Below are 24,629 nucleotides of genomic sequence, written 5' to 3' on the forward strand. Positions count from 1 at the left end.
GTACCAGTAGCTGCCCGTCGCGCCGATTAGCGCATCCGGCCCTTCAGCTTGGCCTTCTTGATAAGGTCTCCATACTGGTGCGCCAAGAGATGCGATTGGATCTGGCTGATCGTATCCACCGTCACATTTACCACGATCAGCAGGCTGGTGCCGCCCAGGAACAGGGTGAAGCCGGTCTGCCGCAGCGCCCATTCGGGAAACACGCAGACGATGGTGAGATAGATCGCGCCGACCACCGTGATGCGCGTCAGCACATAATCGAGATATTCGGCGGTGCGCTTGCCCGGGCGAATGCCGGGAATGAAGCCGCCATTCTTCTTCAGGTTGTCTGCCGTATCCTCCGGGTTGAAGACCACGGCGGTGTAGAAGAAGCAGAAGAAGATGATGCCGATGGCATAGAGGCCGAGATAGATCGGCTGCCCCGGCGCCAGCCACTGGTTCAGCGTCTGGATGACATTGTAGAAAGTGCTGTCGCTCTGCACCGAACTGCCGGCGAACTGGCTGATCGTCAGCGGCAGCAGCAGCAGCGAGCTGGCGAAGATCGGCGGGATCACGCCGGCGGTGTTGAGCTTGAGCGGCAGATGCGAACGATCCGCCTGCATGCCGCCATGCTGCGTCGCGCGCTTGGGATACTGGATCAGCAGGCGGCGCTGCGCACGCTCCATGAAGCAGATAAACAGGATCAGTACCACGACCATGGCGATGATTCCGATCACCGTGCCATTGCCGATCGAGCCCTCGGAATAGCCCGAGAACAGGTTCGAGGTAAAAGTCGGGAACTGGGCGACGATGCCCGCCATGATGATCAGCGACACGCCGTTGCCGATGCCGCGCGAGGTGATCTGCTCACCCAGCCACAGCAGGAACATGGTACCGCCGACCAGCGAGATAACTGCGCCGACGCGGAACATATAGCCCGGCTCCACTACCGCCTGCATGCCGCTCTGCGCGCCATAGGCCTCGAGGCCCGCAGCCAGGAACCAGCCCTGGATCGCGCAGAGGAACACCGTGCCATAGCGGGTGTACTGGTTGAGCTTCTTGCGCCCCGCCTCGCCTTCCTTCTTCAGCGCCATCAGGCTGGGATGCAGCGAGGCGGCAAGCTGGATGACGATGGAAGCGGTAATGTAGGGCATGACGCCGAGCGCGATGAGGCTCATGCGCTCAAGGCTGCCGCCCGAAAAAGTGTTGAACAGGTCGACGAAACCGCCCTGCAGCTGGTCGTAAAGCGTTTCCAGGATCAGCGGGTTCACGCCCGGAAGCGGGATGAAGCTGAGGAAGCGGAATACGATCAGCGCACCGATGGTGAACCAGATACGCTGGCGCAGCTCGGTCGCTTGGCTGAAATTGGCGAAGCTCAGCGAGCTGGCGATATTGTCGGCGCGTGATGCCATTGAAACGTCTTCATCCCGGAAATTACGCCGGACCCTCCCCGGCTCAGGAAGGTTAGATAGGGACGCGCGGGCCCGATGTCGAACCCGCGCGCGCCCTTTTTCCGATTATTTGCTTGCAGCCTTGTTCGCTTCGCGGCGAGCAGCCTTCTTCTCATGCTCGGGCTGGCCAAGGTCGATCACCTCGACAGAACCACCGGCCTTTTCGACCGCGGCGACGGCGCCCTTGGAGGCACCGGCTACCTTGAAGCTGACCTTGGCAGAGATTTCACCCTTGCCCAGCAGGCGCACGCCGTCCTTGCCGCCACGGGCTACGCCGGCAGCCTGCAACGCCTCGTGGTCGATAACCTTCTTGCCGTCGAGCTTCTTGCTGTCGATCAGCTTCTGGATCATGCCGATGTTGACCTCGGCATAGTCCTTGCCGAACGGATTGTTGAAGCCGCGCTTCGGCAGGCGCATGTGCAGCGGCATCTGGCCGCCTTCAAAGCCCTTGATGGCCACGCCCGAACGGCTCTTCTGGCCCTTCTGGCCACGGCCGGCGGTCTTGCCCTTGCCCGAACCGATGCCGCGTCCCACGCGGATGCGGTTCTTGCGGGCGCCGGAATTGTCGCGGATGTCGTTGAGTTTCATGGTGTGCACTCGCTTTCGCTGTTGTTCGCGCTGTGTTGGAAGGGGCCGCCCCTAGGTGACCGGCAGCTCAATGTCAAAGCCGAAATGTAACACAGCGAACTTTGCAGCAATCGCCGGTACTTCGCCGCTCAGCCGCCTGCCTGCAACTTTCTGCCGACTTTGGCGAGTAACGAGTTCGAAGACGCCTGCACTATGAATCGTTCAGCCCACTCGTCGTTGCGAGAGCTCGATTGTTTCGTGGTCGGCGGTGCCGCGACCGGAGCAAACTTCCCAATGTCCGCAAAGGATGCGATGCGCATCAAGGTGTCAGGGAGGGAGAACGCAACCTGGTTGAACTCGACCCTCAAAGGCAGGATGTCGCGTGCGGCAAAGAAGTCCTCCCACGCAGCAGTCTGGAAGGCGATATGGTCGAGGCTGGACCGGATACTGTTATAGGAATAGCGCGGCTCCACCGCGTTGCCTTCCTGACCCGAAATCCACATGCCGGTCTGCCGCGCAACCGCCATCGAGATAGCTTGCTTCAGGATGTTCGCCCGACAGATATGCAGGAAGTGCGGGTCCGGAAACAGCTCGAACAATGCTTCAGGCCCGCCCAGAACCGCCATTTGGTCATAATGCAGCTTGATCGAAAACACGCCATTGCGCGACGTCCGGCGAGCCATGATTGCGCGCAGGACATCTGCCGGCTCTTGCTTGCCGGTCAATTCGCGCCAATGGGCGAAATTGCCCGGCTGACAATACTCATAAGGCACACCCATCGCGCCGGTCGCAGCCATCGAATGACCAAGCATGTGGCCGCCCGTGCGCGGCGTGGAGGCGATAATCAGCGTCTTGGTTGGCGTCGCCAGCCCATCATCGACATCTTCTTTTGCGTCGAATTGCTGCTGGTAGAGCTTCATCCCGCAAGCACTTCCTTCCCGAAACCCGGAGCCGCAGTTTCATAGGTCAGAAGAGGTGCTCTCGCAATTGCGAGAGAGGCGCAGCGCGCCATAAACGAGACGGGACCACGCGACTATGCCGCGCGGTCCCGCTTTGTCTTGTCCAGCAGGAAGGCATTTCCTGCGCGTGCGAATGCACCTAGTCGACGATCTCGACCATGTGCGGGACCTTCTTCAGGGCACCGCGCACTTCAGGCGTGTCTTCGAGTTCCACGACCTTGTGCATCTTGTTGAGGCCCAGCCCGATCAGGATCTTGCGCTGGACTTCGGGGCGACGGATCGGCGAACCGATCTGCTTGAGCTTGATTTTCGCCATGGGTGATTACTCCGCAATAGCAGCGGCGTCGGCTTCCGCCTCGGCCTCGCTCGCACCACCGCGACCCAGCAGGTCGGCGACCTTCTTGCCGCGACGCTGCGCAACCGACTTCGGCGAAGACTGGTTGGTCAGCGCGTCGAAGGTGGCGCGGATCATGTTGTAGGGGTTCGAGGTGCCGATGGACTTGGTCACCACGTCGGCAACGCCCAGGCTCTCGAACACGGCGCGCATCGGACCACCGGCGATGATGCCGGTACCCGGAGGTGCCGAACGGACATTCACCTTGCCGGCGCCGAAATGGCCACGACCGTCGTGATGGAGGGTGCGACCTTCCTTCAGCGGCACGCGGATCATCTTCTTCTTGGCAGCAGCAGTAGCCTTGTTGATGGCTTCCGGCACTTCGCGAGCCTTGCCGTGGCCGAAGCCCACGCGGCCCTTGCCGTCACCCACCACGACCAGCGCGGCGAAACCGAAGCGCTTGCCGCCCTTCACCACCTTGGCGACGCGGTTGATGTGGACGAGCTTTTCGATCAGCTCCTCGCCATCATCGTCACCGCCGCGGCCGCGACGATCGTCACGGTCACGGCGGCCACGGCCACCGCGGCCTTCGCCACGCTCGCCGCCACGGCCACGGCCACGGCCGCCACGGCCACCGCGATCCTCGCGGGGCTGGCCCTCGGCGCCCTGGGCAGCGGACTGATTGCCCGCAGCTTCGGTCGTCTCGGTAGCGGGAGCAGCAGCTTCAGCCGCCGCTTCCACCTTGGTTTCCTCGGTCGTTTCCGGGGTGTTTTCGGTGTTGTTTTCGTCAGCCATCATCAGAACTCCAGCCCGCCTTCACGAGCGGCATCGGCCAGCGCCTTGACGCGGCCATGGAACAGGAACCCGCCGCGATCGAACACGACAGTGGTCACGCCAGCCTTCTTGGCGGCGGCGGCGATGTCCTTGCCGACCTGTACGGCGGCACTGACATTCGCACCCGAGCTCTTGCCGCCCAGCGTCGAAGCAGCGGCAACCGTGCGGCCGTCGGCATCGTCGATGATCTGGGCATAGATGTGCTTGCCGGTGCGGTGCACGGACAGGCGCGGCTTGTCGCCCGAACGCTTGCGCAGCGCGGTGCGCACACGACGGCGGCGACGTTCAAAGAGAGAGAGCTTGGCCATCTTACTTCTTCTTCCCTTCCTTGCGGAAGATATACTCGCCGCGATACTTCACGCCCTTGCCCTTGTAGGGCTCCGGCTTGCGCCATTCGCGGATCTCGGCAGCGAACTGCCCGACCTTCTGCTTGTCGATGCCCGAAATCTCGACCGTAGTCTGGTCGGGCGTCTTCACCTCGAGCCCTTCGGGCACGTCGAGATCGATGTCGTGGCTGAAGCCGAGCTGCAGCTTGAGCTTCTTGCCCTGCGCCTGCGCACGGTAGCCAACGCCGGTGATCTCGAGGACCTTCGAGAAGCCCTCGGTCACGCCGTCGACCAGGTTCTGCACCAGCGTACGCTGCATGCCCCAGTACTGGCGCGCCTGCTTGGACTTGTTCGCTGGCGTAACGGTGATCGCTTCCGCCTCGAGCTTGTAGTCGATCAGGTCGGACGTGCTCATGGAGAGTTCACCCTTCGAACCCTTCACGACCAGCTTGCCGTCTTCGATCTTGGCGGTCACTCCGCTGGGAAGCGCCACCGGCCTTTTGCCAATGCGGCTCATCAGAACACCTCCGCCAGCACTTCGCCGCCGACGTTGTCATTGCGCGCTTCGTTGTCCGAAAGCACGCCCTTCGGCGTCGAGACGATGGTGATGCCGAGGCCGTTACGCACCGTGGGCAGCTCTCGCGAGCCGGAATAGACGCGGCGGCCGGGCTTGGAGACACGGGCGATGTGCTTGATAGCGGGCTCGCCCTCGAAATATTTCAGTTCGATCCGCAGCGCCTTGTGCGGGCCCGAAGTGTCTTCGCTATAGCCACGGATGTAGCCTTCGCGCTGGAGCACTTCGAGGACGTTCGCACGCAGCTTGGAAGCCGGCGACAGGACGGAGTCCTTCTTCGCCTGCTGGCCGTTGCGGATGCGGGTGAGCATATCACCCAGGGGATCGGTCATAGCCATTCTTCAGATCCTCACCAGCTCGACTTGGTCACGCCCGGGATCAGGCCCTTATTGGCCAGATCGCGGAGTTCGATGCGGCAAAGCCCGAACTTGCGGTAGTAGCCGCGCGGGCGGCCGGTGGTGGTACAGCGGTTGCGCACGCGGGTCGGATTCGCATTGCGCGGAATCTCGGCCATCTTCAGGCGGGCCATCAGGCGCTCGGTTTCGTCGAGCGACTCATCGTCGGCAATCGCCTTCAGCTTCGCGTACTGGTTTGCGTACTTCTTCACGAGCTTCTTACGACGCTCGTTCTTGTTGATGGAACTCAGTTTCGCCATTGGACTTAAGCTCTCCTGCGCCGCTTACGCGGCAGCCTTTTCTTCTTCGGCTTCATCAGCCGGGAACGGGAAACCGAACAGGCGCAGCAGCTCGCGCGCTTCCTCGTCGGTCTTTGCGGTGGTGGTGACGATGATGTCCATGCCACGCACCTTCTCGATCTTGTCGTAGCTGATCTCCGGGAAGATGATCTGCTCCTTGATGCCCATGGCGTAGTTGCCATTGCCATCGAAGCTCTTCGGATTCAGGCCACGGAAGTCGCGAATGCGGGGCATTGCGATGGTCACCAGGCGATCGAGAAATTCGTACATGCGGTCGCGGCGCAGGTTGACCTTGCAGCCGATCGGCATGCCGTCACGCAGCTTGAACTGCGCGATCGACTTCTTCGCCTTGGTGATCACCGGCTTCTGGCCCGCGATCAGCTCCATTTCCTCGGCAGCGGTCTGGACCTTTTTCTTGTCCTGGCTCGCTTCGCCGACGCCCATGTTGAGCGTGATCTTCGCCAGCTTGGGAACCTGCATCGGGTTCTCGTAGCCGAACTTCTCGGTCATCGCCTTGACGATGGACTCATTGTACTGAGTCTTCAGGCGGGGCGTATAATCAGCCATCGATGGTCTCCCCGGACTTGACGGCGACGCGGACCTTCTTGCCGTCCTTTTCTTCGAAACGGACGCGGGTCGGCTTGCCATCCTTGGGATCGGCAACGGCGACCTTGCTGATCGCCATCGGAGCGGGCGTACGGTCGATGCCGCCTTGCGGGTTCACCTGGGTGGGCTTCCGGTGGCGCGTGGCGACATTGATGCCTTCCACAACGACCTTGCCTTCCTTCGGCATGACCTGCTGGACGGTGCCCGAACGGCCCTTGTCCTTGCCGGACAGCACGACGACGGTGTCGCCCTTCTTGATCTTAGCGGCAGCCATCACAGCACCTCCGGAGCAAGCGAGATGATCTTCATGAAGCCCTTGGAGCGCAGTTCGCGCACCACCGGGCCGAAGATACGGGTGCCGATCGGCTCCTCGCTCTTGTTGACGAGAACCGCGGCATTGCTGTCGAAGCGGATCACGCTGCCATCGGGGCGGCGGACATCCTTCTTGGTGCGCACGATCACCGCACGGTGAACGTCGCCCTTCTTCACGCGGGCGCGCGGCTGGGCTTCCTTGACGGAAACCACGATCACGTCCCCGACACTCGCGGTGCGGCGCTTCGAGCCGCCCAGTACCTTGATGCACTGGACGCGCTTGGCGCCGCTATTGTCCGCGACGTCGAGATTGGATTGCATCTGGATCATCGATCCGGTTCCTTCTCACTGGCTTGCCGGTACAAGTCCGGCAGTTCCTAAAACGTCAGTTCTTACTCAGCGCCCGGAGTGGCTTCGGCCACGTCCAGATCCGCTTCCACCGCCTGGCCCTTGCTGGCCGCGATGCGGTCGAGGACCGCCCAGGTCTTGGTCTTGGAGATCGGCTTGGTCTCCTCGATGCGAACCTTGTCGCCTACGGTGTATTCGTTCTTCTCATCGTGCGCGTGATACTTCTTCGAACGCTTGATGATCTTCCCGTAGAGCGGGTGCTTCACGCGGCGTTCGACCTTCACGGTCACAGTCTTGTCGGTCTTGTCGGAGGTGACGGTCCCGATCAGGATACGCTTCGGCATCGTGTGCTCCTTAAGCCTTGGCAGCTTCGGCCGAGGCGCTCGTGGCGCGCTCACCCTGAAGCGTCTTGATCTGCGCGATTTCGCGGCGGACTTCCTTCACGCGAGCGGGACGCTCGAGCTGGTTGGTCGCGGCCTGGAAGCGCAGGTTGTACTGTTCGCGCTTGAGCTCGGTCAGGGCTTCGGAAAGCTGGTCGTCGCTCTTGGTGCGCAGATCTTCGATCTTGGACATTATTCGCCTCCCAGGTGCGAGGTGTCGCCCAGGCGGGCCACGACCTTGGTCTTGACGGGCAGCTTCATCGCAGCGCGGCTGAAGGCTTCGGCGGCCAGCGGGCCGGGAACGCCATCGAGCTCGAACAGGATGCGGCCGGGCTTCACGCGGGCGGCCCAATATTCGATCGCGCCCTTGCCTTTACCCTGACGCACTTCGGCCGGCTTCTTGGAGACCGGCACGTCCGGGAAGACGCGGATCCAGAGGCGGCCTTGGCGCTTGATGTGGCGCGTGATCGCACGACGCGCAGCTTCGATCTGGCGCGCGGTGATACGTTCCGGTTCCATGGCCTTGAGGCCGTAGGAGCCGAAATTCAGGTCCGTACCGCCCTTGGCCTTGCCATGGATCTTGCCCTTGAAGGCCTTGCGATACTTGGTTTTCTTCGGTTGCAGCATTGCTCTACCCTAACCTCAACGTGCCGGACGGACGCCGGAAGTCTGCGCTTCCATCATCAGCCGGTCCTGCGCCATCGGATCGTGGCCCAGGATCTCACCCTTGAAGACCCAGACCTTGATGCCGATGATGCCATAGGCGGTCAGCGCCTCGGCTTCGGCATAATCGACATTGGCGCGCAGCGTGTGCAGCGGAACGCGGCCTTCGCGATACTGCTCGACACGCGCGATTTCAGCGCCGCCCAGACGGCCGCCGCACATGATCTTGATGCCCTCGGCACCCAGGCGCATGGCGGACTGCATGGCGCGCTTCATCGCACGGCGGAAAGCCACGCGGCGCACCAGCTGGTCGGCGATACCCTGCGCGACGAGCTTGGCATCGATTTCCGGCTTGCGGATCTCGACGATGTTCAGCTTCACCTCGCTCGAGGTCATGCTGGCCAGCTTCGTGCGCAGCTTTTCGATATCCGCGCCCTTCTTGCCGATGATGACACCGGGACGCGCAGCATAGATCGACACGCGGCACAGCTTGGCCGGACGTTCGATCACCACCTTCGAGATCGCCGCCTGCGGCAGGTTCTCGATGATGTACTTGCGGATCTCGATGTCTTCCTTGAGCAGCTGACGGTAGTCAGCGCCCTCGGCGTACCAACGGCTGTCCCAGGTACGGTTGATCTGCAGGCGAAGGCCGATCGGATTGCTCTTATGACCCATGGATCAGGCCTCCTCTTGCTCGCGAACGACGATCCGCAGCCGGCTGAACGGCTTGAGGATGCGGGTGGACTTGCCACGGCCGCGCGTCGCGAAACGCTTCATGGTGACGGACTTGCCGACGCTGGCTTCGGCGACGACGAGCGCGTCGACATCCAGGTCGTGGTTATTCTCCGCATTGGCGATCGCCGATTCCAGCACCTTCTTGGCATCGCGTGCCATGGCGCGCTTGGAGAAGGTGAGGATGTTCATCGCATCCTCGGCCTTCTTGCCACGGATCAGAGCGGCCACCAGGTTCAGCTTCTGGGCCGAACCGCGAATGGTGGTGCCAACGGCCAGCGCCTCGTTATCGGCGACGCGGCGGGGGGCTTTCTGCTTGCTCATCAGCGCTTACCCTTCTTGTCGGCGGCGTGGCCCGGGAAGCTGCGCGTGGGCGCAAATTCACCAAGCTTGTGACCGACCATCTCCTCGTTGACAGAGACGGGAATGAACTTCTGGCCATTGTAGACGTTGAACGTCAGGCCAACGAAATCGGGAAGCACGGTGGAACGACGCGACCAGGTCTTGATCGGCTTCGTGTTGTTGGCTTCCTGGGCTTCCTGCGCCTTCTTCAGCAGGTGAAGATCGACGAACGGACCCTTCCAGACGGAACGTGCCATGTGTCCTTACCTCTTCTTCTTCGCGTGGCGCGAACGGATGATCATCTTGTCCGTCTGCTTGTTCTTGCGGGTGCGGGCGCCCTTGGTCGGCTTGCCCCACGGGGTAACCGGGTGACGGCCACCGCTGGTGCGGCCTTCACCACCACCATGCGGGTGATCGACCGGGTTCTTGGCGACACCGCGAGTAAGCGGCTTCACGCCCATCCAGCGCTTGCGGCCGGCCTTGCCCAGGTTCTGGTTCTGGTTGTCGGGGTTCGACACCGCGCCAACCGTACCCATGCAATCGGCGCGCAGGTAACGCTGCTCACCGCTGTTCAGGCGCACGATGACCATGCCGCGGTCGCGACCGACCAACTGCACATAGGCACCGGCGGAGCGAGCGATCTGGCCGCCCTTGCCCGGCTTCATCTCCACATTGTGGCAGATGGTGCCGACCGGCATCTGGCCCAGCAGCATCGCATTGCCCGGCTTGGTGTCCGTCTTCTCGCCGGCGACGATCTTGTCACCGGGAGCGAGGCGGTTGGGCGCGATGATGTAGGCAAGCTCGCCATCGTCATACTTGATCAGCGCGATGAAGGCGGTGCGGTTGGGATCGTATTCGATCCGTTCCACGGTGCCCTCGACGTCCCACTTGCGACGCTTGAAGTCGATGAAGCGGTACTTCTGCTTGTGACCGCCACCCTTGCCGCGCGAGGTCACGTGACCCTTGTTGTTGCGGCCACCGGTCTTGGTCTTGCCCTGCGTCAGCGACTTGACCGGCTTGCCCTTGTAGAGCCCGGACTTGTCGACGAGGACCAGGCCACGACGGGCCGGGCTGGTCGGGTTGTAGTTCTTCAGTGCCATGGGATCAGCTCACGCCTTCGGTGATGTCGATCATCTGGCCTTCGACCAGCGTGACAATCGCCTTCTTCATGTCGGAGCGCTTGTAGGGCTTGCCCTTCCAGCGCTTGCTCTTGCCCTTCTGGACGATCGTGTTCACGCCCTTGACCTTGACGTCGTACAAGGCCTCGACCGCTTCCTTGATCTGCGGCTTGGTCGCGTCATTCGCCACCTTGAAGACAACCGCGTTGTTCTCGGAGAGAAGGGTCGCCTTTTCGGTGATGTGCGGGGCGACGATCACGTCATAGTGACGGGCGTCGATTGCGCTCTTCTTAGCCATTGAAACGCGCCTCCAGCTTTTCGACAGCAGCCTTGGTCAGGACCAGCGTGTCGTGATTGAGGATGTCATAGACATTGGCACCAGCGGCCGGCAGCACGTTGACGCCCGGCAGGTTGGCCGAAGCGCGGCGGAAACCGTCATCCACGGCTTCGCCGTCGATGAAGAGGACCTTGCCGTTCCAGCCATTCTTGCCGAATGCATTGACCAGTGCCTTGGTCTTGGCGTCCTTCAGCTCCAGGCTGTCGACGACGACGAGGCCGTCCTTCGCCTTGCTGGAGAGCGCCATCTTCAGGCCGAGCGCGCGCAGCTTCTTGTTCAGCGACTGCTGGAAGTCACGCTTGCGGGCACCGTGAGCCTTACCACCACCGATAAAGATCGGCGCGGCACGGTCACCGTGACGAGCGCGGCCGCCACCTTTCTGGCGGCCCCACTTCGCACCGGTGCGGGCCACGTCCGAACGCTCACGCGTCGGGCGGGCAGTGCCACGGCGGTTTTCCAGCTGCCAGGTGACAACGCGGTGCAGGATGTCCGCGCGCGGCTCCACGCCAAAGACGGCATCGTTCAGTTCGATGTCGCCAGACGCCTTGCCGTCGATTTTCTGGACCTTCACCTTCACGGATCAGCCCTCCTTGTTCTCGTCCGAGCCGGCATCGGCTTCGGGCGCGTTGGTTTCTTGAGCCGGAGCTTCGGTCGCTTCGACGGCTGCGGTGGTCTCCACCTCGGCCTCAACCGGAGCAGCTTCTTCCTTCGGAGCGTTCAGGTCCAGCACAGCACCCGGGAACGGCAGTCCCTCGGGCATGGCAACCTTCACGGAATCGCGAACCAGCAGCCAGCCATTCTTCGAGCCGGGGACAGAGCCCTTCACGAAGATCAGGCCGCGGTCGGCATCGGTGCGAACCACTTCGAGGTTCTGCTGGGTGCGCTGACGGTCGCCCATGTGGCCGGCCATCTTCTTGCCTTTGAACACCTTGCCCGGATCCTGGCGGTTACCCGTCGAACCGTGCGAACGGTGGCTGATCGAAACGCCGTGGGTAGCGCGCAGGCCACCGAAGCCCCAGCGCTTCATGGCGCCGGCAAAGCCCTTGCCCTGCGTGTGACCGGTGATGTCCACCTTCTGGCCGGCAATGAAGTGCTCGGCAGAAATGGTGGAGCCAACCGGAAGCAGGCCATCTTCATTCTCGACGCGGAATTCGGCGACCTTCTGCTTCAGACCGACTTCAGCCTTGGCGAAAGCTTCGCGCTGCGGCTTGTTGACGTTCTTGTGCTTCGCTTCGCCGGCACCGACCTGCACGGAATAATAGCCGTCACGATCTGCCGTACGGTGAGCGGTGACCTGGCAGCCTTCCAGTGCCAGGACGGTGACAGGCACGTGCCGGCCATCTTCCTGGAACAGGCGGGTCATCCCGACTTTCTTCGCGATCACGCCAGTACGCATGATGCAAACTCCTTACAGAGGCACCCAGGGCCCATCCCAGGGTGCTTGCTCAGCCCAAAATGTGATGCATCGCCCCGTCCGGGCTGAAGTGCCCTCCCCTTGCGGAAGAGAGCGAGACGGGGGACGCAGCCCGGATCCTGTCCGGCGGTATCCCAATGTCTTGCGCCATTCTTGCGATCGGCGCGGGGCCATCGAGCGCCCCTGAAATTCTCGGCCGGTTTAGGGTCCGGGCCGCGGACCGTGAGACAGTTGGCTTAGGCCAGCTTGATCTCGACATTCACGCCAGCGGCCAGGTCGAGCTTCATCAGCGCGTCGACCGTCTGGGCGTTGGGCTGCACGATGTCCAGCAGCCGCTTGTAGGTGCGCACCTCGAACTGCTCGCGCGACTTCTTGTCGATATGCGGGCCGCGGTTCACGGTGAACTTCTCAATGCGCGTCGGAAGAGGAATGGGACCCCGGATCAGCGCGCCCGTGCGACGGGCGGTATCGGCGATCTCGCCAGTGGCCTGGTCGAGTACGCGATGGTCAAACGCCTTCAGGCGAATGCGGATATTCTGAGCTTCCATGTCCTACTACCGATGCGAAAGAGCCAAGAAGAGCCTTGCGGCGCTTCCAAAAAACAAAGGCCGGCCCCGCTATTGCCCGGTTTCCCGGAACGGGCGGCCTTAACTGAAATTCGTTGCGCTGGAAATTCGCCAAAGCCGACGAATCTCCTGCTGTGGGCGCGCGTATACGGGTGAGTGACCCGAAAGACAACCCCGAAAACCGCCAAAACTTGCCGGTTCTCCAACTGGGCGGGACGAAGCGTTTTCGCGACCGCCCTCACTTAAAGGAAAGGGCCCGCCCCTCTTGCGAGGAGCGGGCCCTGAATTCCTGTGCGCTGTCGCGCGAAGATTACTTGGTGATCTTCGACACAACGCCCGAGCCGACGGTGCGGCCGCCTTCGCGGATAGCGAAGCGCAGGCCTTCGTCCATGGCGATCGGAGCGATCAGCTTGACCGAGATGGTCACGTTGTCGCCCGGCATCACCATTTCGGTGCCTTCGGGAAGGATCACTTCCCCGGTCACGTCCGTGGTGCGGAAGTAGAACTGCGGGCGGTAGTTGGCGAAGAACGGCGTGTGACGGCCACCTTCGTCCTTCGACAGCACGTAGACTTCGGCGCTGAACTCGGTGTGCGGCGTGACCGAACCCGGCTTGGCCAGAACCTGGCCACGCTCGACTTCTTCACGGCCAATGCCGCGGATCAGGGCGCCGATGTTGTCGCCAGCTTCGCCGCGATCAAGCAGCTTGCGGAACATTTCCACGCCAGTGACGGTGGTCTTCTGGGTGTCCTTGATGCCGACGATTTCGACTTCGTCGCCAACGTTCACCACGCCCGATTCCACACGACCGGTCACCACGGTGCCGCGACCGGAGATCGAGAACACGTCCTCGATCGGCATCAGGAAGGGCTTATCGACCGGGCGTTCCGGCTGCGGGATATACTCGTCAACAGCCTTCATCAGTTCCTTGATCGAGTTTTCACCGATGGCTTCGTCACGACCTTCCAGAGCAGCCAGGGCAGAACCCTTGATGATCGGAATGTTGTCGCCATCGAAGTCATAGGAGCTCAGCAGCTCGCGGATTTCCAGCTCGACCAGCTCGAGGATTTCCTCGTCGTCGACCTGGTCGACCTTGTTCATATACACGACCAGAGCCGGCACACCGACCTGACGGGCCAGCAGGATGTGCTCGCGGGTCTGCGGCATGGGGCCGTCAGCAGCGTTCACAACCAGGATCGCGCCGTCCATCTGGGCAGCGCCGGTGATCATGTTCTTCACGTAGTCGGCGTGGCCCGGGCAGTCGACGTGCGCATAGTGACGCGCATCGGTTTCATACTCGACGTGAGCGGTCGAGATGGTGATGCCACGCTCGCGCTCTTCGGGAGCCTTGTCGATGTTCGCGAAGTCCACGGCAGCGCCCTGGACCTTGGTGATTGCAGCAGTCAGCGTGGTCTTGCCGTGGTCGACGTGACCGATGGTGCCGATGTTGCAGTGCGGCTTGTTCCGCTCGAATTTTTCCTTCGCCATTTTTCAATAACCTTCTTTGTTCGAATCTGATTTCTGAAAGATCAGGCGGGCACCCGCTGAATCAGGCGCCCGCCCCTAGACGTTGAGCCAAGCTTACGCAAGCTTCTCCTTGACCTCGGCAGCGACATTCGCCGGCACCTCGTCATAATGGGAGAACTGCATGCTGTACTGGGCGCGGCCCTGGGTGAACGAACGCAGTTCGTTCACATAGCCGAACATGTTGGCCAGCGGCACGAATGCCTCGACGGCCTGCGCATTGCCGCGCGTGTCGGTACCCTGGATCTGGCCACGGCGGGAGTTGAGGTCGCCGATCACGTCGCCGAGGTAATCCTCGGGCGTGATGACCTCCACCTTCATGATCGGTTCGAGCAGCTTGATGCCGGCCCGTTCCGCCACTTCGCGCATCGCGCCACGGCCGGCGATTTCGAACGCCACGGCACTCGAGTCGACGTCATGGTAGGCACCGTCGACCAAGCGAACCGTGAAGTCGATGATCGGGAAGCCGACGAGATAGCCGCTTTCAGCCTGCTCGCGGAAACCCTTTTCGATGGCCGGGATGTATTCGCGCGGAATGTTGCCGCCCTTGATCTCGTCCTCGAACAGGAAGCCCTGACCGCGTTCACCGGGGGTGACCACAACCTTGACGCGGCCGAACTGGCCGGAACCGCCCGACTGCTTCTTGTGGGTATAGTCGACCTCGATCTCGCGGCCGAGATATTCGCGATAGGCCACCTGAGGCGCGCCGACATTGGCTTCCACCTTGAATTCACGCTTCATGCGGTCGACCAAGATGTCGAGGTGCAGCTCGCCCATGCCCTTGATGATCGTCTGGCCCGATTCGTGATCGGTCGAAACGCGGAAGGACGGATCCTCGGCTGCGAGGCGGTTGAGGGCGACGCCCATCTTTTCCTGGTCAGCCTTGGTCTTCGGCTCCACCGACAGCTCGATAACCGGCTCGGGGAACTCCATGCGCTCCAGGATGATCGGCTTGGCCGGATCGCACAGCGTGTCACCGGTCGTCGTTTCCTTCAGGCCGGCCAGCGCCACGATATCGCCGGCATATGCCTCTTCGATGTCCTCGCGGTTGTTGGAGTGCATCAGCAGCATGCGACCGATCTTCTCGCGCTTGTCCTTGACCGAGTTCAGGTAGGAACCCTTGGCCAGTTTGCCCGAATAGATGCGCGTGAAGGTCAGCGAGCCCACGAAGGGATCGTTCATGATCTTGAAGGCCAGCGCAGCAAAGGGCTCGCTGTCCGAAGACGGGCGCGTCTCTTCCTTGTCGCTGTCGGGCAGCACGCCCTTGATCGCCGGAACGTCGGTCGGCGCAGGCATGTAGTCGACAACGGCGTCGAGCAGCGGCTGGACGCCCTTGTTCTTGAAGGCCGAGCCACACAGCACGGGCACGAAGCTCTGGTTCAGCGTGCCCTTGCGGATCAGGCGCTTCAGCGTCGCAGCATCGGGCTCATTGCCTTCCAGATAGGCTTCCATCACTTCGTCGTCCTGCTCAACAGCAGTCTCGATCAGCTTTTCGCGATATTCGGCAGCCTTGTCGGCGAGATCCTCGGGGATATCGACATAGTTGAAGGTGGCACCCAGGCTCTCGTCTTCCCAGACAATACCGCGGTTGTTGACGAGGTCTACAACGCCCTTCAGGTCGCTTTCCGCACCGATCGGCAGGTAAAGGACGAGAGGGTTGGCACCGAGGCGTTCGACAATACTGTCAACGCAGTAATAGAAGTCGGCACCGGTACGGTCCAACTTGTTCACGAAGCACATGCGCGGAACTTTATACTTGTCGGCCTGGCGCCACACAGTCTCGGACTGCGGCTCCACGCCGGCAACGCCGTCAAACACGGCGACCGCGCCGTCGAGCACGCGCAGCGAGCGTTCGACTTCAATGGTGAAGTCGACGTGTCCGGGCGTGTCGATGATGTTGATGCGGTGCTCTTCGCCCTGCCCGTCCTCGGCCTTCCAGAAGGTCGTGGTCGCAGCCGACGTGATGGTGATCCCGCGCTCCTGCTCCTGCTCCATCCAGTCCATCGTCGCGGCACCATCGTGCACTTCGCCGATCTTGTAGGACTTGCCGGTGTAGTAGAGGATACGCTCGGTAGTCGTGGTTTTGCCGGCATCGATGTGCGCCATGATGCCGATATTGCGATAGCGCTCCAGCGGATAGTCGCGGGCCATGTTCAATTCCTCGAATTTGCGGGGACGATTGTCTCGCGCCCCATATAGTATGCAATGTGACCGCTTGAAGACCCTTCGACAGGCTCAGGGCGAGCGGGTCGACGAGCCTTCATGCAGCCTCGCGCCGGTTACCAGCGATAGTGCGAGAAGGCGCGGTTGGCGTCCGCCATGCGGTGCGTGTCTTCGCGCTTCTTCACGGCATTGCCGCGGTTGTTGGCGGCATCCATCAGCTCACCCGAAAGACGGGCGGCCATGGTGGTTTCCGCACGGCCGCGGGCAGCGCCGATCAGCCAGCGGATGGCGAGAGCCTGCGCACGCTCGGGACGAACCTCGACCGGCACCTGGTAGGTCGCACCACCAACACGGCGGCTGCGGACTTCGACCTGCGGCTTGATGTTGTTCAGGGCCTCGTGGAACACTTCCACGGGGTTGCCCTTCGCCTTGGCTTCGACCGTGTCGAGAGCGCCATAGACGATCTTTTCGGCAACGGCCTTCTTACCGTCCAGCATGAGGTTGTTCATGAACTTGGACAGGACCTCATCACCAAACTTGGGATCAGGCAGGATTTCCCGCTTCTCGGGACGACGACGACGTGACATATTTTAATTCCTTATCCCGAAAAGCTTACTTAGGACGCTTCGCGCCGTACTTCGAACGGCTCTGACGACGGTCCTTGACACCCTGCGTGTCGAGCACGCCGCGCAGCACGTGGTAACGCACACCGGGAAGGTCGCGCACACGGCCGCCGCGGATCAGCACCACGGAGTGTTCCTGCAGATTGTGACCCTCGCCCGGGATATAGGCGATGACTTCGCGCTGGTTGGTCAGGCGGATCTTGGCAACCTTGCGAAGGGCCGAGTTCGGCTTCTTCGGCGTGGTCGTATAGACGCGGGTGCAAACGCCACGCTTCTGCGGGCTCTGCTCCATCGCCGCGGACTTGCTCTTCTTCACGATCGGCTGGCGCGGCTTGCGGACAAGCTGGTTGATAGTAGGCATTAAATGACTTCACCTTGGTTGAAGGTGCCGCCGGCATCAGGTGGAATGTATCGGGATCGTGTGACCCGCTTTCGTCATCCCCGCGAAGGCGGGGATCCAGCGAGACATGGGAGCCGCCGCAAGGCGTCATCCCCACGAGCCTGAAACGCTCCACCTGGTGCGCGATGGCACCGGGTTACTTTGACGGCCGCCCCAATGAAAAAGGAGCCTGGCGAGTTGCCCCGCGAAGGCCCCGGATATCCCACAGGACAGAACCGGCAATGTTCAGCTCTATATGGCCGTTGCGGAGGAGACCCCCGTTTCGGATGGCGCGCCTTTAGTGGGGAATGGGGAGTTGGTCAAGTGGGCGACAGCTAATGCTGATCCAGATAGGTTCCTACCGCGATAATCCCCTTGTCGGTAAGCTCGACGAAGTTGACGCGTTTGTCGTGATGTGAACTTGATCGCTTGACCATCCCGCCCTTCTCCAGCTCCGCGATGTAGCGCAGCGCCGTGCTTTGCGGGCAGTCGGAGGCGATGCACAGGCTGCTGGTCGAAACCTTGGCCCCGCCGGAATACTGCATGAACAGTTCCAGCAGCATATCCCATGCCGGCTCGCCCAGATATTCCGCCGGAATGAGCTCGCGCCGTTTGCGACGACTGTCGTAAATCAGGCGTGCCTTCATCGCGAGATTGAGCGCGTTCTTCTCGATCCGCGTCAGCGCATTGGGCCAACGGAAGATGGATTTCGACTGCGGCGGCTCCCAATCCTGATCGAGGGAATCCGCCAGGCGGAGTAGTGTGGAAGCCAGGTCGCGCATCTCGCGCGGGGTCCAGTTTTCAGCCAGACGATCGAGCAATGCGTCGCCCTTCTCGTCGATAACTTCATCCATATCTTGTCTTCTTATAACTAAGACGGCTGGCGCCATTCGCGCGCCACCACTCCTTTGCGTACCCTCGCAAGGTAGGCCAAGGTCCCCAAACCCAGCGTGACCCCCTGCACGATAATCGGCCCCTGTGTCATACCCCAATATGCCCAGTTGATCCCTTGTTCCGTTATGACCACCGCAACGTGTCCGGCGAGCTCAATCAACGAGAAAGCCGCAAAAAAAAGCGGCCATATGCGATTGGATTGAATTGCGAGCGCCAGAGAACAGGCGAACAAGAGACCCGCTAAAGAGAGGTGAACTCCGTCAACCTCGATGAAATCGATACCGTAGCCGATTGCGGCAAAAAACCGCTTGGCGACGAACACCGACAGTAGGAGGGCAGCACCGAACTTTTCGGGCAGCCCTCCCTTCCACAGACTCCACAGGCAGACGCCGACAAGACCGAGCTTCAGGATCTGTACAACGACCATTGCCAAGTTGAATCCTATGCCGCTTCGGACAAGCCCTTGATCGGTCCCTTTTCCGGGCAATCCTCGATCAGGCCCTTTTCCTGGCCAATCTTCAACAGGCCGCCGTGGACGCGAGCAAGGTCGTTCGCCGATGAGGTAACCGCCTGCTGCGCCTTGATCAGGCGCATGATCTCAGCCTGCCCCACCCAGTTGCGTTCTTCGGTAGCCATGCGCGCCCGGACCAGTTCGGTCAGTAGCGCGGATTGCCGCAACAGCGCTTCGTCGATAGCGACCTCGGCCTCACGCAATTCGTCGGTAATGCGCATGGTTGCGACCTTTTTTGTCATTGTCATTCGTATGCCTCCGCACTCGAGTATCCGGTCAGATGTTTGACCCAGCGAAGCCGAAGAACCCTTCACTTGAGGAGACGTGAAAGCTGTTCGAGCACGGCCAGTCCGCCGATCCCGATAATGATCACGGCAGCAGCAATGAAGAAGACGGCCCCCACTCTCAACAAGACCCCTGATGGCCCCTCGAGAATCGCCGGAACCAAACGACCATCGGCTGACTCGTCAGTCGATCCCCGCGCCCCGGATATTGGCGGCGAACCAACTATCAAGTCAGGACGATCGCTCGGCCCGGCTCCGTCTTGCAGTGGGATAGCACGCGACCCGATACGCGATTCTTCATATATGGTTTCTTCGCATATACGTAGAATATCGCGGTAGGCGGTCGCCAAGTCACTTCTCCGCTCAACTCCAAGTTTCTCCTTGGCGAAACGGACCCTCTGATCGACGGTATGCGGCGATATACCGAGTTCGCGAGCCATTTCCTTGGAAGTCTTGTGTTGCAGCAGGAGATCCAGCACCTGCCTTTGCCTGGCGGTAAGGCTGCCAAGCAAGGCTTTCGATTCGTCCGCATCGGCTGACGTCATGTTGCCCCTGTTTCCTTTGCTCCATTTAACCGGCGCCCCCCAAAGCAGCGCCGGTCATGGTGCGTTGCGACGTTGAGAGACGATAACGCCTGTTACCCGTTACACAAGCGTGCAAGACCGACTCGGTACAGAATTTTGATGTATTTTTCCTATATCGACCAACAAACTTCTCTTACACTTGACGCCGAAATCAGCGCATATAGGATTTTTCCTGCACTGGGAGCATGCATCGGGGAGTTGCTTATAAAGGGTTGCTTGTGGTCGGCACTTTACCTCTTTCCTACAGCTTTGCCGCTGGAGCACTTGTCGGGCATGAGCACGCCCAACACCCGCAAAACACCCCGTCAGGGGACGTCCTACATGACCACGCGCAATGGGGAGCTGCCCTCGGCGGACGATCCCTTGCTTTCCTTCACGCCCGTTCCGCACAAGCGGCCGCGGCGCAATTCCATCGGGCCGGAGCGGCAGCGGGCCTTTATCGCGCATCTCGCCGCCACCGGCATCGTCAACCAGGCGGCGCGGCATATCGGGGCTTCGATGGAGGCGCTCTACAAGCTGCGCAAGCGGCCGGGTGCGGAGGAGTTCGATGCCGCCTGGGATGCGGCGGTGGATCGCGGCGTCGCCCGGCTGGAGGACTGCGCGCTCGCCCGTGCGATCGAGGGGGAGGAGCGGCTGGTGGTCTCCTCCGGCAAGCTGATCGGGACCGAGCGGCGGCACAATGAAAGCCTCGTCATGTTCCTGCTGCGCCACCGGAGGGCGCATCGCTATGGCGCCGATATCGGCCCCGGCCATCCGCTCTACGAAAGGATCCGCCGCGATGTGCTGGAGGAGGTCCGTGCGGAAACGCAGGAGGACGAGGACGCGGTGCTGCGGAGCCTCAACGCCAAGCTCGACGCGATGATCGCCAAGGCCGGGGAGAATGCGGGGGAGAATGTGATCGCCCTGCCCGATTTGCGCGGCGACTGACGGGGAACTTGGCAAAGCGCGCCATCCGTTGCACACTGCCTCTCGGAGAGAAGCGCGGGACGAAAAGTCCCGGTTGAGGGGATGATGATGATGGCCAAGCAAGCGCGCCTGTTCCTGTGTTCACTGCTGCTGCCCGTGTCGCTGTTGCTCGGCGCCGGGTCTGCTGCCCAGGCCCAGGACGCTCACAACCATGCGGATATGGGCGGGGATGCGCCTGCGGGGGAGATGCGGCGCCTGCTGTGGTCCGACCCCGCCTCCTGGCCCGATGGCAAGGTGCCGGGCGCAGGCGATGCGGTGATGATCGAGCGGGGCACGGAAATGGTGCTCGACGTCAGCCCGCCTGCCCTGCGTAGCCTCACCATCGACGGCGCGCTGCGCTTTGCCGACGACCGCGACCTCTCGCTGGAGACCGACTGGATCTACCTGCGCCGGGGCGAGCTGCATATCGGCAGCGAGGAGGCTCCCTACACGCACAAGGCCACCATCACCCTCACCGACACGGTGCCGGGCGAGGACATCAACACGATGGGCGACCGCGGCATCATGCTGATGGGCGGCACGCTGAGCCTCCACGGCGACCGCGAGCATACCTGGACCAAGCTCGCCAGCACCGCCGAGGCCGGCAGCGCCCGGATCGAGGTGCTGGATGCGAGCGACTGGCGGGTGGGCGACGAGATCGTCCTCGCCTCCACCGACTTCAATCCGCGCCAGGCCGAAAAGCGCAGCATCGCCGCGATCGACGGCAATGCGATCACGCTCGATGCCCCGCTCGACTACATGCATTTCGGCGAGATCACCTTCGGCGTCGACCAGCGCGGCGAAGTCGGCCTGCTGACGCGCAATATCCGCATCCAGGCCTCCGAGGATGCGGACGAGAGCTATTTCGGCGGCCACATCATGGCCATGCTCAATCCCGATGTCCACGTCTCCGGCGTCGAGCTGACCCGGATGGGCCAGCACCTGACGCTCGCCCGCTACCCGATGCACTGGCACCTCGTCGGTGAAGGCCAGGGGCAGTATATCCAAAACTCCGCCATCCATAACACCTACAGCCGCTGCGTGACGGTGCATGGCACCAACAATGTGCGGGTGGAGAACAACGTGACCTTCGACACCGTGGGCCACTGCTTCTTCCTCGAGGATGCGGTGGAGACGGGCAACCAGTTCATCCGCAACCTCGGCATCATGACCAAGTGCCACCCGACCCTTCCTTGCGACCCGACCAATCTCGGCCCCGCAGGATCGGCGCTGGCGTCGGAATTCGGCTCGAACGGCCAGAGCTCCGAGCACATCCTGATCGCTTCCGACAACACGGCCTCCACCTTCTGGATCACCAATCCGGACAATGTCTATCGCGACAATGTCGCCGCAGGTTCGGACGCGGTGGGCTTCTGGTTCGCCCTGCCGGTCCACCCGACGGGCCAGTTCGAAGGCACCGAAATCAGCGCGAGCACCTGGCCGCGCCGCACAAGGGTGCGCGAGTTCAAGGGCAATGTCTCGCACTCCAATTACGATGGCTTCATGTTCGACCGGGGCCCCAATCCCGACAACACGTTCAGCGTCGGCGGCAGCAACTACCACTTCCCCACCGCCGACCCGGCCGATCCGGACAGCGAGCCGCTGGTGTCGCATTTCGAGGACTTCACCGCCTACAAGAACCGCAATGGCGCGGTCTGGGGCCGTGGTGAGTTGCACCTGTTCACCAATCTGCGCGTGGCGGACAATGCCATCGGCTACACGCATGCCGCATCCGCGGTCGGCCGCGCGGCCTACACCTCCAAGGTGGTCGATTCGATCTTCGTGGGCGAGAGCGACAATATCGGCAATCCCGCCACGCCGGCGGAGATCGCTTATGGCCGCAGCCTGCCCAACGACCTCCCCGATTTCCCCATCCGCGGCTATGAATATTACGACATGCGCCACGATGTGGAGAACACCGCCTTCCTGAACTTCGCGCCGAACGACACGCGCGATGCGGGGGCGATCTCCTACCTCATGTACACCAGCTTCGGCATGAGCACGGAGAACGCCATCGAAGGCGCGAGCTTCGTCAATTCCAAGCCGGTCAGCTTCCCGCCCTATGTGCGCCGCTGGGCCTCCGACCTCGGACGGGCGAATGCCTGGCGGGGCGCGACGATCCACGACAGGGACGGTTCTGTCGGCGGGGTGCCCGATTCCTATATCGTGCTCGATAATGGCATCGCCTCGGACGAGGAGGCTTGCGAGATCAAGCCCGAATGGGGTGCGGCCGTGTGCCGCGGTGATTTCGGCCATTTCGGCGTTGGTGGCAGCATGGGCTTCGGCAATGCGCCGATCACCGACCCGATCATGCTCAGCCGCAATGGCAGGCGGTGGGAATATACCGGCCAGACCACGATCCGCAGCGGAGCCGATGTCCGGATCGAAACCAGCCGGGAGGAGCTCACGCTCACCTTGCGTGAAATGGAAGACGGTTCGTGGGTCATCTTCGAGATGCCGGGCTTCACCACGCCCGTCGGCGGCGTTGAAGCATCGAGCCTCGATGCGCTGCGCGATGCTGGCGAGACCTCCTGGTTCAAAGGTGACGGCACGCTCTGGGCCAAGCTGGTGGTCGACAATGGCGCTGGCAACAGCGTCCAGATCGGCAGGCCCGGCTTCGGCGTGAGCACGGTCGGCACCGGCCCCGGCGGCGCCTTCGACGCAGGAGCCCGGCTCGAAGTCGCGAGGTAAGTCGCGTCCGATGGAAGGCCGGGAGCGCAACCGCCCCGGCGCCGGGGCCGTTGCGGGCGTCGCCTCTGCGGTGCGCGACGACAAAATGATACAGACAATATCAACCTGCCCTCTGGCAAGCGGGCGCAAACTCCCTTAACCTACCGGTCAAAATCACCTTGGGAAGGGAGCCCAATCTATGACCCGCAAAGGTCTTCTATCTTCAGTTGCCATCGCCGCGGCCAGCGCCGCAATCGTCCTTGCCGCACCTGCACAGGCGCAGGAGAGGCCGGACGACCTGACTGTCCTGCCGCCGGTACCGACCGACTATACGCCGGACCGCCTGCCTTGGGGCGATTACGACTTCACCGGCACATGGCCGATCGAGCCGATCAATAACGGCCGCATCCTGTTCCAGCGCCCCGAGCAGTACGGGATGCGCTTCTGGGTGACGGACGAGGAGTTCGAACGCCGCCTGCAGTCCGCGCGCGGCAATGACGGCAACTTCACCCAGGCGAACGAAAGCGGCATCGGCGCCGGTGGTACCGAGGGGCTTGAGGCATGGTTCCTCAAGCAGAACTTCGGCAAGCGCACTTCCATGCTGGTTTCGCCCGCCGACGGCCAGCTGCCCGACCTGACGCCGCATGCGATGGAACTGTTCCGCGCCGGCCGTTCCGGCTGGGTCCCCGGCCAGGGCTATGACTGGGTGGACGATTTCGACAGCTGGGACCGCTGCGTGTCGCGCGGCTATCCTGCCTCCATGTACCCGTTCCGCTACAATAACGGCATCCGCGTGTTCCAGAGCCCTGGATACATGACCATCGTGCTCGAAATGCTCGGCACACGCGTGGTCAAGATCTATGACAGCGAGGAAGCGGCCCACGCCGCCAAGTGGGACGAGAACGTGGAAGCCTGGATGGGCAATTCGCGCGGCTGGTGGGAAGGCAAGACGCTGGTGATCGAGACGACCAATATCGTCTCCGGCGATGCCGCGACCGAGGACGTGTCGAAGCGCTCCGCCTCCCCGCTCAACATGGCGACGCAATTCACCGGCACGCTGGACGTGCCCGCCTTCAACACCGTGCCGATGAGCACGCAGGCGATGACGGTGGAGCGGCTGACCATGACCGATGCCGACACCATCGTGCACGAGCTCACCTATTCGGATCCCGAGGTCTATACCGAGCCGTGGACGACGCGCATCGAATGGGCGCGGGACAATGACTACCAGTTCTTCGAATATGCCTGCCACGAGGGTAATTACATGCCGCGCGACTATATCAGCGCGAGCCGTGCCCAGCAGGAGCGCATTGCGCGCGGCGAGGAAGAGCCGGTGACGGCCGAGAATGACGACCGCAGCCGCTTCGCCCAGCCTTTCGACTGGGATCCCGGCGTCGGCCCGCGCCCCGGCTTTGGCCCGCCCCCGCCGCCTTCGGATGATGAGGAAGAAGCCGGCTGATCCAGCCCGGCAGGACCACATGAAAAGGGCCGCCCCCGTCACCGGGAGCGGCCCTTTTT

General features: G+C 62.2%; 34 protein-coding genes. 3 read left to right on the forward strand and 31 right to left on the reverse strand.

Going from position 1 to position 24,629, the window contains the following annotated elements; all coding sequences use genetic code 11:
* Positions 1-26: 26 nt before the first annotated feature.
* The 31 genes from secY to E5222_RS09255 form a co-directional block, all read right to left on the reverse strand.
* On the reverse strand, positions 27-1,391 hold the full coding sequence (secY, locus tag E5222_RS09105) for a preprotein translocase subunit SecY (RefSeq protein ID WP_136693443.1): 1,365 nt from the start codon (positions 1,389-1,391) through the stop codon (positions 27-29).
* 105 nt (positions 1,392-1,496) lie between these two features.
* On the reverse strand, positions 1,497-2,018 hold the full coding sequence (rplO, locus tag E5222_RS09110; RefSeq protein WP_136693444.1) for a 50S ribosomal protein L15: 522 nt from the start codon (positions 2,016-2,018) through the stop codon (positions 1,497-1,499).
* Between the two features lie 128 nt (positions 2,019-2,146).
* Complete coding sequence (locus tag E5222_RS09115) at positions 2,147-2,917, reverse strand: Stf0 family sulfotransferase (protein WP_136693445.1); 771 nt, start codon at positions 2,915-2,917, stop codon at positions 2,147-2,149.
* Between the two features lie 178 nt (positions 2,918-3,095).
* The gene (gene rpmD, locus E5222_RS09120; RefSeq protein ID WP_136693446.1) at positions 3,096-3,272 is read right to left on the reverse strand and encodes a 50S ribosomal protein L30; all 177 of its coding nucleotides are present in this window, start codon (positions 3,270-3,272) and stop codon (positions 3,096-3,098) included.
* A 6-nt stretch (positions 3,273-3,278) separates the two neighbouring features.
* A complete protein-coding gene (gene rpsE / locus E5222_RS09125; RefSeq protein ID WP_136693447.1) occupies positions 3,279-4,088 on the reverse strand; it encodes a 30S ribosomal protein S5 in 810 nt (269 codons plus the stop codon).
* Positions 4,088-4,432, reverse strand: a complete 345-nt coding sequence (gene rplR / locus E5222_RS09130; RefSeq protein WP_136693448.1) for a 50S ribosomal protein L18 — start codon at positions 4,430-4,432, stop codon at positions 4,088-4,090. Before rplR ends, rpsE begins: the two co-directional genes overlap by 1 nt.
* A gap of 1 nt (position 4,433) precedes the next feature.
* Positions 4,434-4,967: a 50S ribosomal protein L6 gene (rplF, locus tag E5222_RS09135; protein WP_136693449.1), complete on the reverse strand. Its 534-nt coding sequence runs from the start codon at positions 4,965-4,967 to the stop codon at positions 4,434-4,436.
* Positions 4,967-5,362, reverse strand: coding sequence for a 30S ribosomal protein S8 (rpsH, locus tag E5222_RS09140; RefSeq protein ID WP_136693450.1), 396 nt, complete (start codon positions 5,360-5,362; stop codon positions 4,967-4,969). Before rpsH ends, rplF begins: the two co-directional genes overlap by 1 nt.
* A gap of 11 nt (positions 5,363-5,373) precedes the next feature.
* The gene (rpsN, locus tag E5222_RS09145) at positions 5,374-5,679 is read right to left on the reverse strand and encodes a 30S ribosomal protein S14 (RefSeq protein WP_136693451.1); all 306 of its coding nucleotides are present in this window, start codon (positions 5,677-5,679) and stop codon (positions 5,374-5,376) included.
* Between the two features lie 24 nt (positions 5,680-5,703).
* Positions 5,704-6,285 (reverse strand): 50S ribosomal protein L5, encoded by a 582-nt coding sequence (gene rplE / locus E5222_RS09150; protein ID WP_136693452.1) that lies wholly within the window; start codon positions 6,283-6,285, stop codon positions 5,704-5,706.
* Positions 6,278-6,598, reverse strand: a complete 321-nt coding sequence (gene rplX, locus E5222_RS09155; protein WP_136693453.1) for a 50S ribosomal protein L24 — start codon at positions 6,596-6,598, stop codon at positions 6,278-6,280. The genes rplE and rplX overlap by 8 nt, the downstream gene beginning before the upstream one ends.
* A complete protein-coding gene (gene rplN / locus E5222_RS09160) occupies positions 6,598-6,966 on the reverse strand; it encodes a 50S ribosomal protein L14 (RefSeq protein WP_136693454.1) in 369 nt (122 codons plus the stop codon). Before rplN ends, rplX begins: the two co-directional genes overlap by 1 nt.
* Before the next feature lie 62 nt (positions 6,967-7,028).
* Positions 7,029-7,328, reverse strand: coding sequence for a 30S ribosomal protein S17 (gene rpsQ / locus E5222_RS09165; protein ID WP_136693455.1), 300 nt, complete (start codon positions 7,326-7,328; stop codon positions 7,029-7,031).
* Between the two features lie 10 nt (positions 7,329-7,338).
* Positions 7,339-7,557, reverse strand: coding sequence for a 50S ribosomal protein L29 (gene rpmC, locus E5222_RS09170; protein ID WP_136693456.1), 219 nt, complete (start codon positions 7,555-7,557; stop codon positions 7,339-7,341).
* A complete protein-coding gene (gene rplP, locus E5222_RS09175; RefSeq protein ID WP_136693457.1) occupies positions 7,557-7,991 on the reverse strand; it encodes a 50S ribosomal protein L16 in 435 nt (144 codons plus the stop codon). The genes rpmC and rplP overlap by 1 nt, the downstream gene beginning before the upstream one ends.
* Positions 7,992-8,006: 15 nt before the next feature.
* Positions 8,007-8,702 carry a 30S ribosomal protein S3 gene (gene rpsC / locus E5222_RS09180; protein ID WP_136693458.1) on the reverse strand — a complete coding sequence of 232 codons (696 nt, stop codon included), beginning with the start codon at positions 8,700-8,702 and terminating at the stop codon, positions 8,007-8,009.
* Positions 8,703-8,705: 3 nt separating this feature from the next.
* Positions 8,706-9,083 carry a 50S ribosomal protein L22 gene (gene rplV / locus E5222_RS09185; RefSeq protein WP_136693459.1) on the reverse strand — a complete coding sequence of 126 codons (378 nt, stop codon included), beginning with the start codon at positions 9,081-9,083 and terminating at the stop codon, positions 8,706-8,708.
* Positions 9,083-9,358: a 30S ribosomal protein S19 gene (gene rpsS / locus E5222_RS09190; RefSeq protein ID WP_136693460.1), complete on the reverse strand. Its 276-nt coding sequence runs from the start codon at positions 9,356-9,358 to the stop codon at positions 9,083-9,085. Before rpsS ends, rplV begins: the two co-directional genes overlap by 1 nt.
* A gap of 6 nt (positions 9,359-9,364) precedes the next feature.
* Positions 9,365-10,201, reverse strand: a complete 837-nt coding sequence (gene rplB / locus E5222_RS09195; protein WP_136693461.1) for a 50S ribosomal protein L2 — start codon at positions 10,199-10,201, stop codon at positions 9,365-9,367.
* 4 nt (positions 10,202-10,205) lie between these two features.
* On the reverse strand, positions 10,206-10,517 hold the full coding sequence (locus tag E5222_RS09200; protein ID WP_136693462.1) for a 50S ribosomal protein L23: 312 nt from the start codon (positions 10,515-10,517) through the stop codon (positions 10,206-10,208).
* On the reverse strand, positions 10,510-11,133 hold the full coding sequence (gene rplD / locus E5222_RS09205; RefSeq protein ID WP_136693463.1) for a 50S ribosomal protein L4: 624 nt from the start codon (positions 11,131-11,133) through the stop codon (positions 10,510-10,512). The genes E5222_RS09200 and rplD overlap by 8 nt, the downstream gene beginning before the upstream one ends.
* Positions 11,134-11,136: 3 nt before the next feature.
* Positions 11,137-11,952, reverse strand: a complete 816-nt coding sequence (rplC, locus tag E5222_RS09210) for a 50S ribosomal protein L3 (RefSeq protein WP_136693464.1) — start codon at positions 11,950-11,952, stop codon at positions 11,137-11,139.
* 254 nt (positions 11,953-12,206) lie between these two features.
* Positions 12,207-12,518: a 30S ribosomal protein S10 gene (gene rpsJ / locus E5222_RS09215; protein WP_034905023.1), complete on the reverse strand. Its 312-nt coding sequence runs from the start codon at positions 12,516-12,518 to the stop codon at positions 12,207-12,209.
* 328 nt (positions 12,519-12,846) lie between these two features.
* Complete coding sequence (tuf, locus tag E5222_RS09220; protein ID WP_136693465.1) at positions 12,847-14,022, reverse strand: elongation factor Tu; 1,176 nt, start codon at positions 14,020-14,022, stop codon at positions 12,847-12,849.
* Between the two features lie 93 nt (positions 14,023-14,115).
* On the reverse strand, positions 14,116-16,209 hold the full coding sequence (fusA, locus tag E5222_RS09225) for an elongation factor G (RefSeq protein ID WP_136693466.1): 2,094 nt from the start codon (positions 16,207-16,209) through the stop codon (positions 14,116-14,118).
* 128 nt (positions 16,210-16,337) lie between these two features.
* Positions 16,338-16,808: a 30S ribosomal protein S7 gene (gene rpsG, locus E5222_RS09230; RefSeq protein ID WP_136693467.1), complete on the reverse strand. Its 471-nt coding sequence runs from the start codon at positions 16,806-16,808 to the stop codon at positions 16,338-16,340.
* Positions 16,809-16,833: 25 nt separating this feature from the next.
* Positions 16,834-17,205 carry a 30S ribosomal protein S12 gene (gene rpsL / locus E5222_RS09235; protein ID WP_136693468.1) on the reverse strand — a complete coding sequence of 124 codons (372 nt, stop codon included), beginning with the start codon at positions 17,203-17,205 and terminating at the stop codon, positions 16,834-16,836.
* 353 nt (positions 17,206-17,558) lie between these two features.
* On the reverse strand, positions 17,559-18,077 hold the full coding sequence (locus E5222_RS09240) for a helix-turn-helix domain-containing protein (RefSeq protein ID WP_169053538.1): 519 nt from the start codon (positions 18,075-18,077) through the stop codon (positions 17,559-17,561).
* A 17-nt stretch (positions 18,078-18,094) separates the two neighbouring features.
* The gene (locus tag E5222_RS09245) at positions 18,095-18,550 is read right to left on the reverse strand and encodes a hypothetical protein (protein ID WP_136693470.1); all 456 of its coding nucleotides are present in this window, start codon (positions 18,548-18,550) and stop codon (positions 18,095-18,097) included.
* Positions 18,551-18,558: 8 nt separating this feature from the next.
* Positions 18,559-18,876: a hypothetical protein gene (locus tag E5222_RS09250; protein ID WP_136693471.1), complete on the reverse strand. Its 318-nt coding sequence runs from the start codon at positions 18,874-18,876 to the stop codon at positions 18,559-18,561.
* A gap of 62 nt (positions 18,877-18,938) precedes the next feature.
* The gene (locus E5222_RS09255) at positions 18,939-19,457 is read right to left on the reverse strand and encodes a response regulator transcription factor (protein WP_136693472.1); all 519 of its coding nucleotides are present in this window, start codon (positions 19,455-19,457) and stop codon (positions 18,939-18,941) included.
* A gap of 312 nt (positions 19,458-19,769) precedes the next feature.
* On the opposite strand from E5222_RS09255, the gene E5222_RS09260 reads away from it, so the two are divergent.
* From E5222_RS09260 to E5222_RS09270, 3 genes are all read left to right on the forward strand, one after another.
* Positions 19,770-20,423: a hypothetical protein gene (locus E5222_RS09260; RefSeq protein WP_136693473.1), complete on the forward strand. Its 654-nt coding sequence runs from the start codon at positions 19,770-19,772 to the stop codon at positions 20,421-20,423.
* An 87-nt stretch (positions 20,424-20,510) separates the two neighbouring features.
* Positions 20,511-23,132 (forward strand): G8 domain-containing protein, encoded by a 2,622-nt coding sequence (locus tag E5222_RS09265; protein ID WP_169053539.1) that lies wholly within the window; start codon positions 20,511-20,513, stop codon positions 23,130-23,132.
* Between the two features lie 178 nt (positions 23,133-23,310).
* The gene (locus tag E5222_RS09270) at positions 23,311-24,570 is read left to right on the forward strand and encodes a hypothetical protein (RefSeq protein ID WP_136693475.1); all 1,260 of its coding nucleotides are present in this window, start codon (positions 23,311-23,313) and stop codon (positions 24,568-24,570) included.
* The last annotated feature ends 59 nt before the right edge of the window (positions 24,571-24,629 follow it).

Origin of the sequence: Alteraurantiacibacter aquimixticola (assembly GCF_004965515.1) — a bacterium.
Classification (GTDB): domain Bacteria; phylum Pseudomonadota; class Alphaproteobacteria; order Sphingomonadales; family Sphingomonadaceae; genus Alteraurantiacibacter; species Alteraurantiacibacter aquimixticola.

Excerpts from the sequence above, each read along its gene's own strand:
- secY (WP_136693443.1), bottom strand. The coding sequence starts at position 1,391 with ATGGCATCACGCGCCGACAATATCGCCAGCTCGCTGAGCTTCGCCAAT.
- rplO (WP_136693444.1), bottom strand. The coding sequence starts at position 2,018 with ATGAAACTCAACGACATCCGCGACAATTCCGGCGCCCGCAAGAACCGC.
- E5222_RS09115 (WP_136693445.1), bottom strand. The coding sequence starts at position 2,917 with ATGAAGCTCTACCAGCAGCAATTCGACGCAAAAGAAGATGTCGATGAT.
- rpmD (WP_136693446.1), bottom strand. The coding sequence starts at position 3,272 with ATGGCGAAAATCAAGCTCAAGCAGATCGGTTCGCCGATCCGTCGCCCC.
- rpsE (WP_136693447.1), bottom strand. The coding sequence starts at position 4,088 with ATGATGGCTGACGAAAACAACACCGAAAACACCCCGGAAACGACCGAG.
- rplR (WP_136693448.1), bottom strand. The coding sequence starts at position 4,432 with ATGGCCAAGCTCTCTCTCTTTGAACGTCGCCGCCGTCGTGTGCGCACC.
- rplF (WP_136693449.1), bottom strand. The coding sequence starts at position 4,967 with ATGAGCCGCATTGGCAAAAGGCCGGTGGCGCTTCCCAGCGGAGTGACC.
- rpsH (WP_136693450.1), bottom strand. The coding sequence starts at position 5,362 with ATGGCTATGACCGATCCCCTGGGTGATATGCTCACCCGCATCCGCAAC.
- rpsN (WP_136693451.1), bottom strand. The coding sequence starts at position 5,679 with ATGGCGAAACTGAGTTCCATCAACAAGAACGAGCGTCGTAAGAAGCTC.
- rplE (WP_136693452.1), bottom strand. The coding sequence starts at position 6,285 with ATGGCTGATTATACGCCCCGCCTGAAGACTCAGTACAATGAGTCCATC.
- rplX (WP_136693453.1), bottom strand. The coding sequence starts at position 6,598 with ATGGCTGCCGCTAAGATCAAGAAGGGCGACACCGTCGTCGTGCTGTCC.
- rplN (WP_136693454.1), bottom strand. The coding sequence starts at position 6,966 with ATGATCCAGATGCAATCCAATCTCGACGTCGCGGACAATAGCGGCGCC.
- rpsQ (WP_136693455.1), bottom strand. The coding sequence starts at position 7,328 with ATGCCGAAGCGTATCCTGATCGGGACCGTCACCTCCGACAAGACCGAC.
- rpmC (WP_136693456.1), bottom strand. The coding sequence starts at position 7,557 with ATGTCCAAGATCGAAGATCTGCGCACCAAGAGCGACGACCAGCTTTCC.
- rplP (WP_136693457.1), bottom strand. The coding sequence starts at position 7,991 with ATGCTGCAACCGAAGAAAACCAAGTATCGCAAGGCCTTCAAGGGCAAG.
- rpsC (WP_136693458.1), bottom strand. The coding sequence starts at position 8,702 with ATGGGTCATAAGAGCAATCCGATCGGCCTTCGCCTGCAGATCAACCGT.
- rplV (WP_136693459.1), bottom strand. The coding sequence starts at position 9,083 with ATGAGCAAGCAGAAAGCCCCCCGCCGCGTCGCCGATAACGAGGCGCTG.
- rpsS (WP_136693460.1), bottom strand. The coding sequence starts at position 9,358 with ATGGCACGTTCCGTCTGGAAGGGTCCGTTCGTCGATCTTCACCTGCTG.
- rplB (WP_136693461.1), bottom strand. The coding sequence starts at position 10,201 with ATGGCACTGAAGAACTACAACCCGACCAGCCCGGCCCGTCGTGGCCTG.
- E5222_RS09200 (WP_136693462.1), bottom strand. The coding sequence starts at position 10,517 with ATGGCTAAGAAGAGCGCAATCGACGCCCGTCACTATGACGTGATCGTC.
- rplC (WP_136693464.1), bottom strand. The coding sequence starts at position 11,952 with ATGCGTACTGGCGTGATCGCGAAGAAAGTCGGGATGACCCGCCTGTTC.
- rpsJ (WP_034905023.1), bottom strand. The coding sequence starts at position 12,518 with ATGGAAGCTCAGAATATCCGCATTCGCCTGAAGGCGTTTGACCATCGC.
- tuf (WP_136693465.1), bottom strand. The coding sequence starts at position 14,022 with ATGGCGAAGGAAAAATTCGAGCGGAACAAGCCGCACTGCAACATCGGC.
- fusA (WP_136693466.1), bottom strand. The coding sequence starts at position 16,209 with ATGGCCCGCGACTATCCGCTGGAGCGCTATCGCAATATCGGCATCATG.
- rpsG (WP_136693467.1), bottom strand. The coding sequence starts at position 16,808 with ATGTCACGTCGTCGTCGTCCCGAGAAGCGGGAAATCCTGCCTGATCCC.
- rpsL (WP_136693468.1), bottom strand. The coding sequence starts at position 17,205 with ATGCCTACTATCAACCAGCTTGTCCGCAAGCCGCGCCAGCCGATCGTG.
- E5222_RS09240 (WP_169053538.1), bottom strand. The coding sequence starts at position 18,077 with ATGGATGAAGTTATCGACGAGAAGGGCGACGCATTGCTCGATCGTCTG.
- E5222_RS09250 (WP_136693471.1), bottom strand. The coding sequence starts at position 18,876 with ATGACAATGACAAAAAAGGTCGCAACCATGCGCATTACCGACGAATTG.
- E5222_RS09255 (WP_136693472.1), bottom strand. The coding sequence starts at position 19,457 with ATGACGTCAGCCGATGCGGACGAATCGAAAGCCTTGCTTGGCAGCCTT.
- E5222_RS09260 (WP_136693473.1), top strand. The coding sequence starts at position 19,770 with ATGAGCACGCCCAACACCCGCAAAACACCCCGTCAGGGGACGTCCTAC.
- E5222_RS09265 (WP_169053539.1), top strand. The coding sequence starts at position 20,511 with ATGATGGCCAAGCAAGCGCGCCTGTTCCTGTGTTCACTGCTGCTGCCC.
- E5222_RS09270 (WP_136693475.1), top strand. The coding sequence starts at position 23,311 with ATGACCCGCAAAGGTCTTCTATCTTCAGTTGCCATCGCCGCGGCCAGC.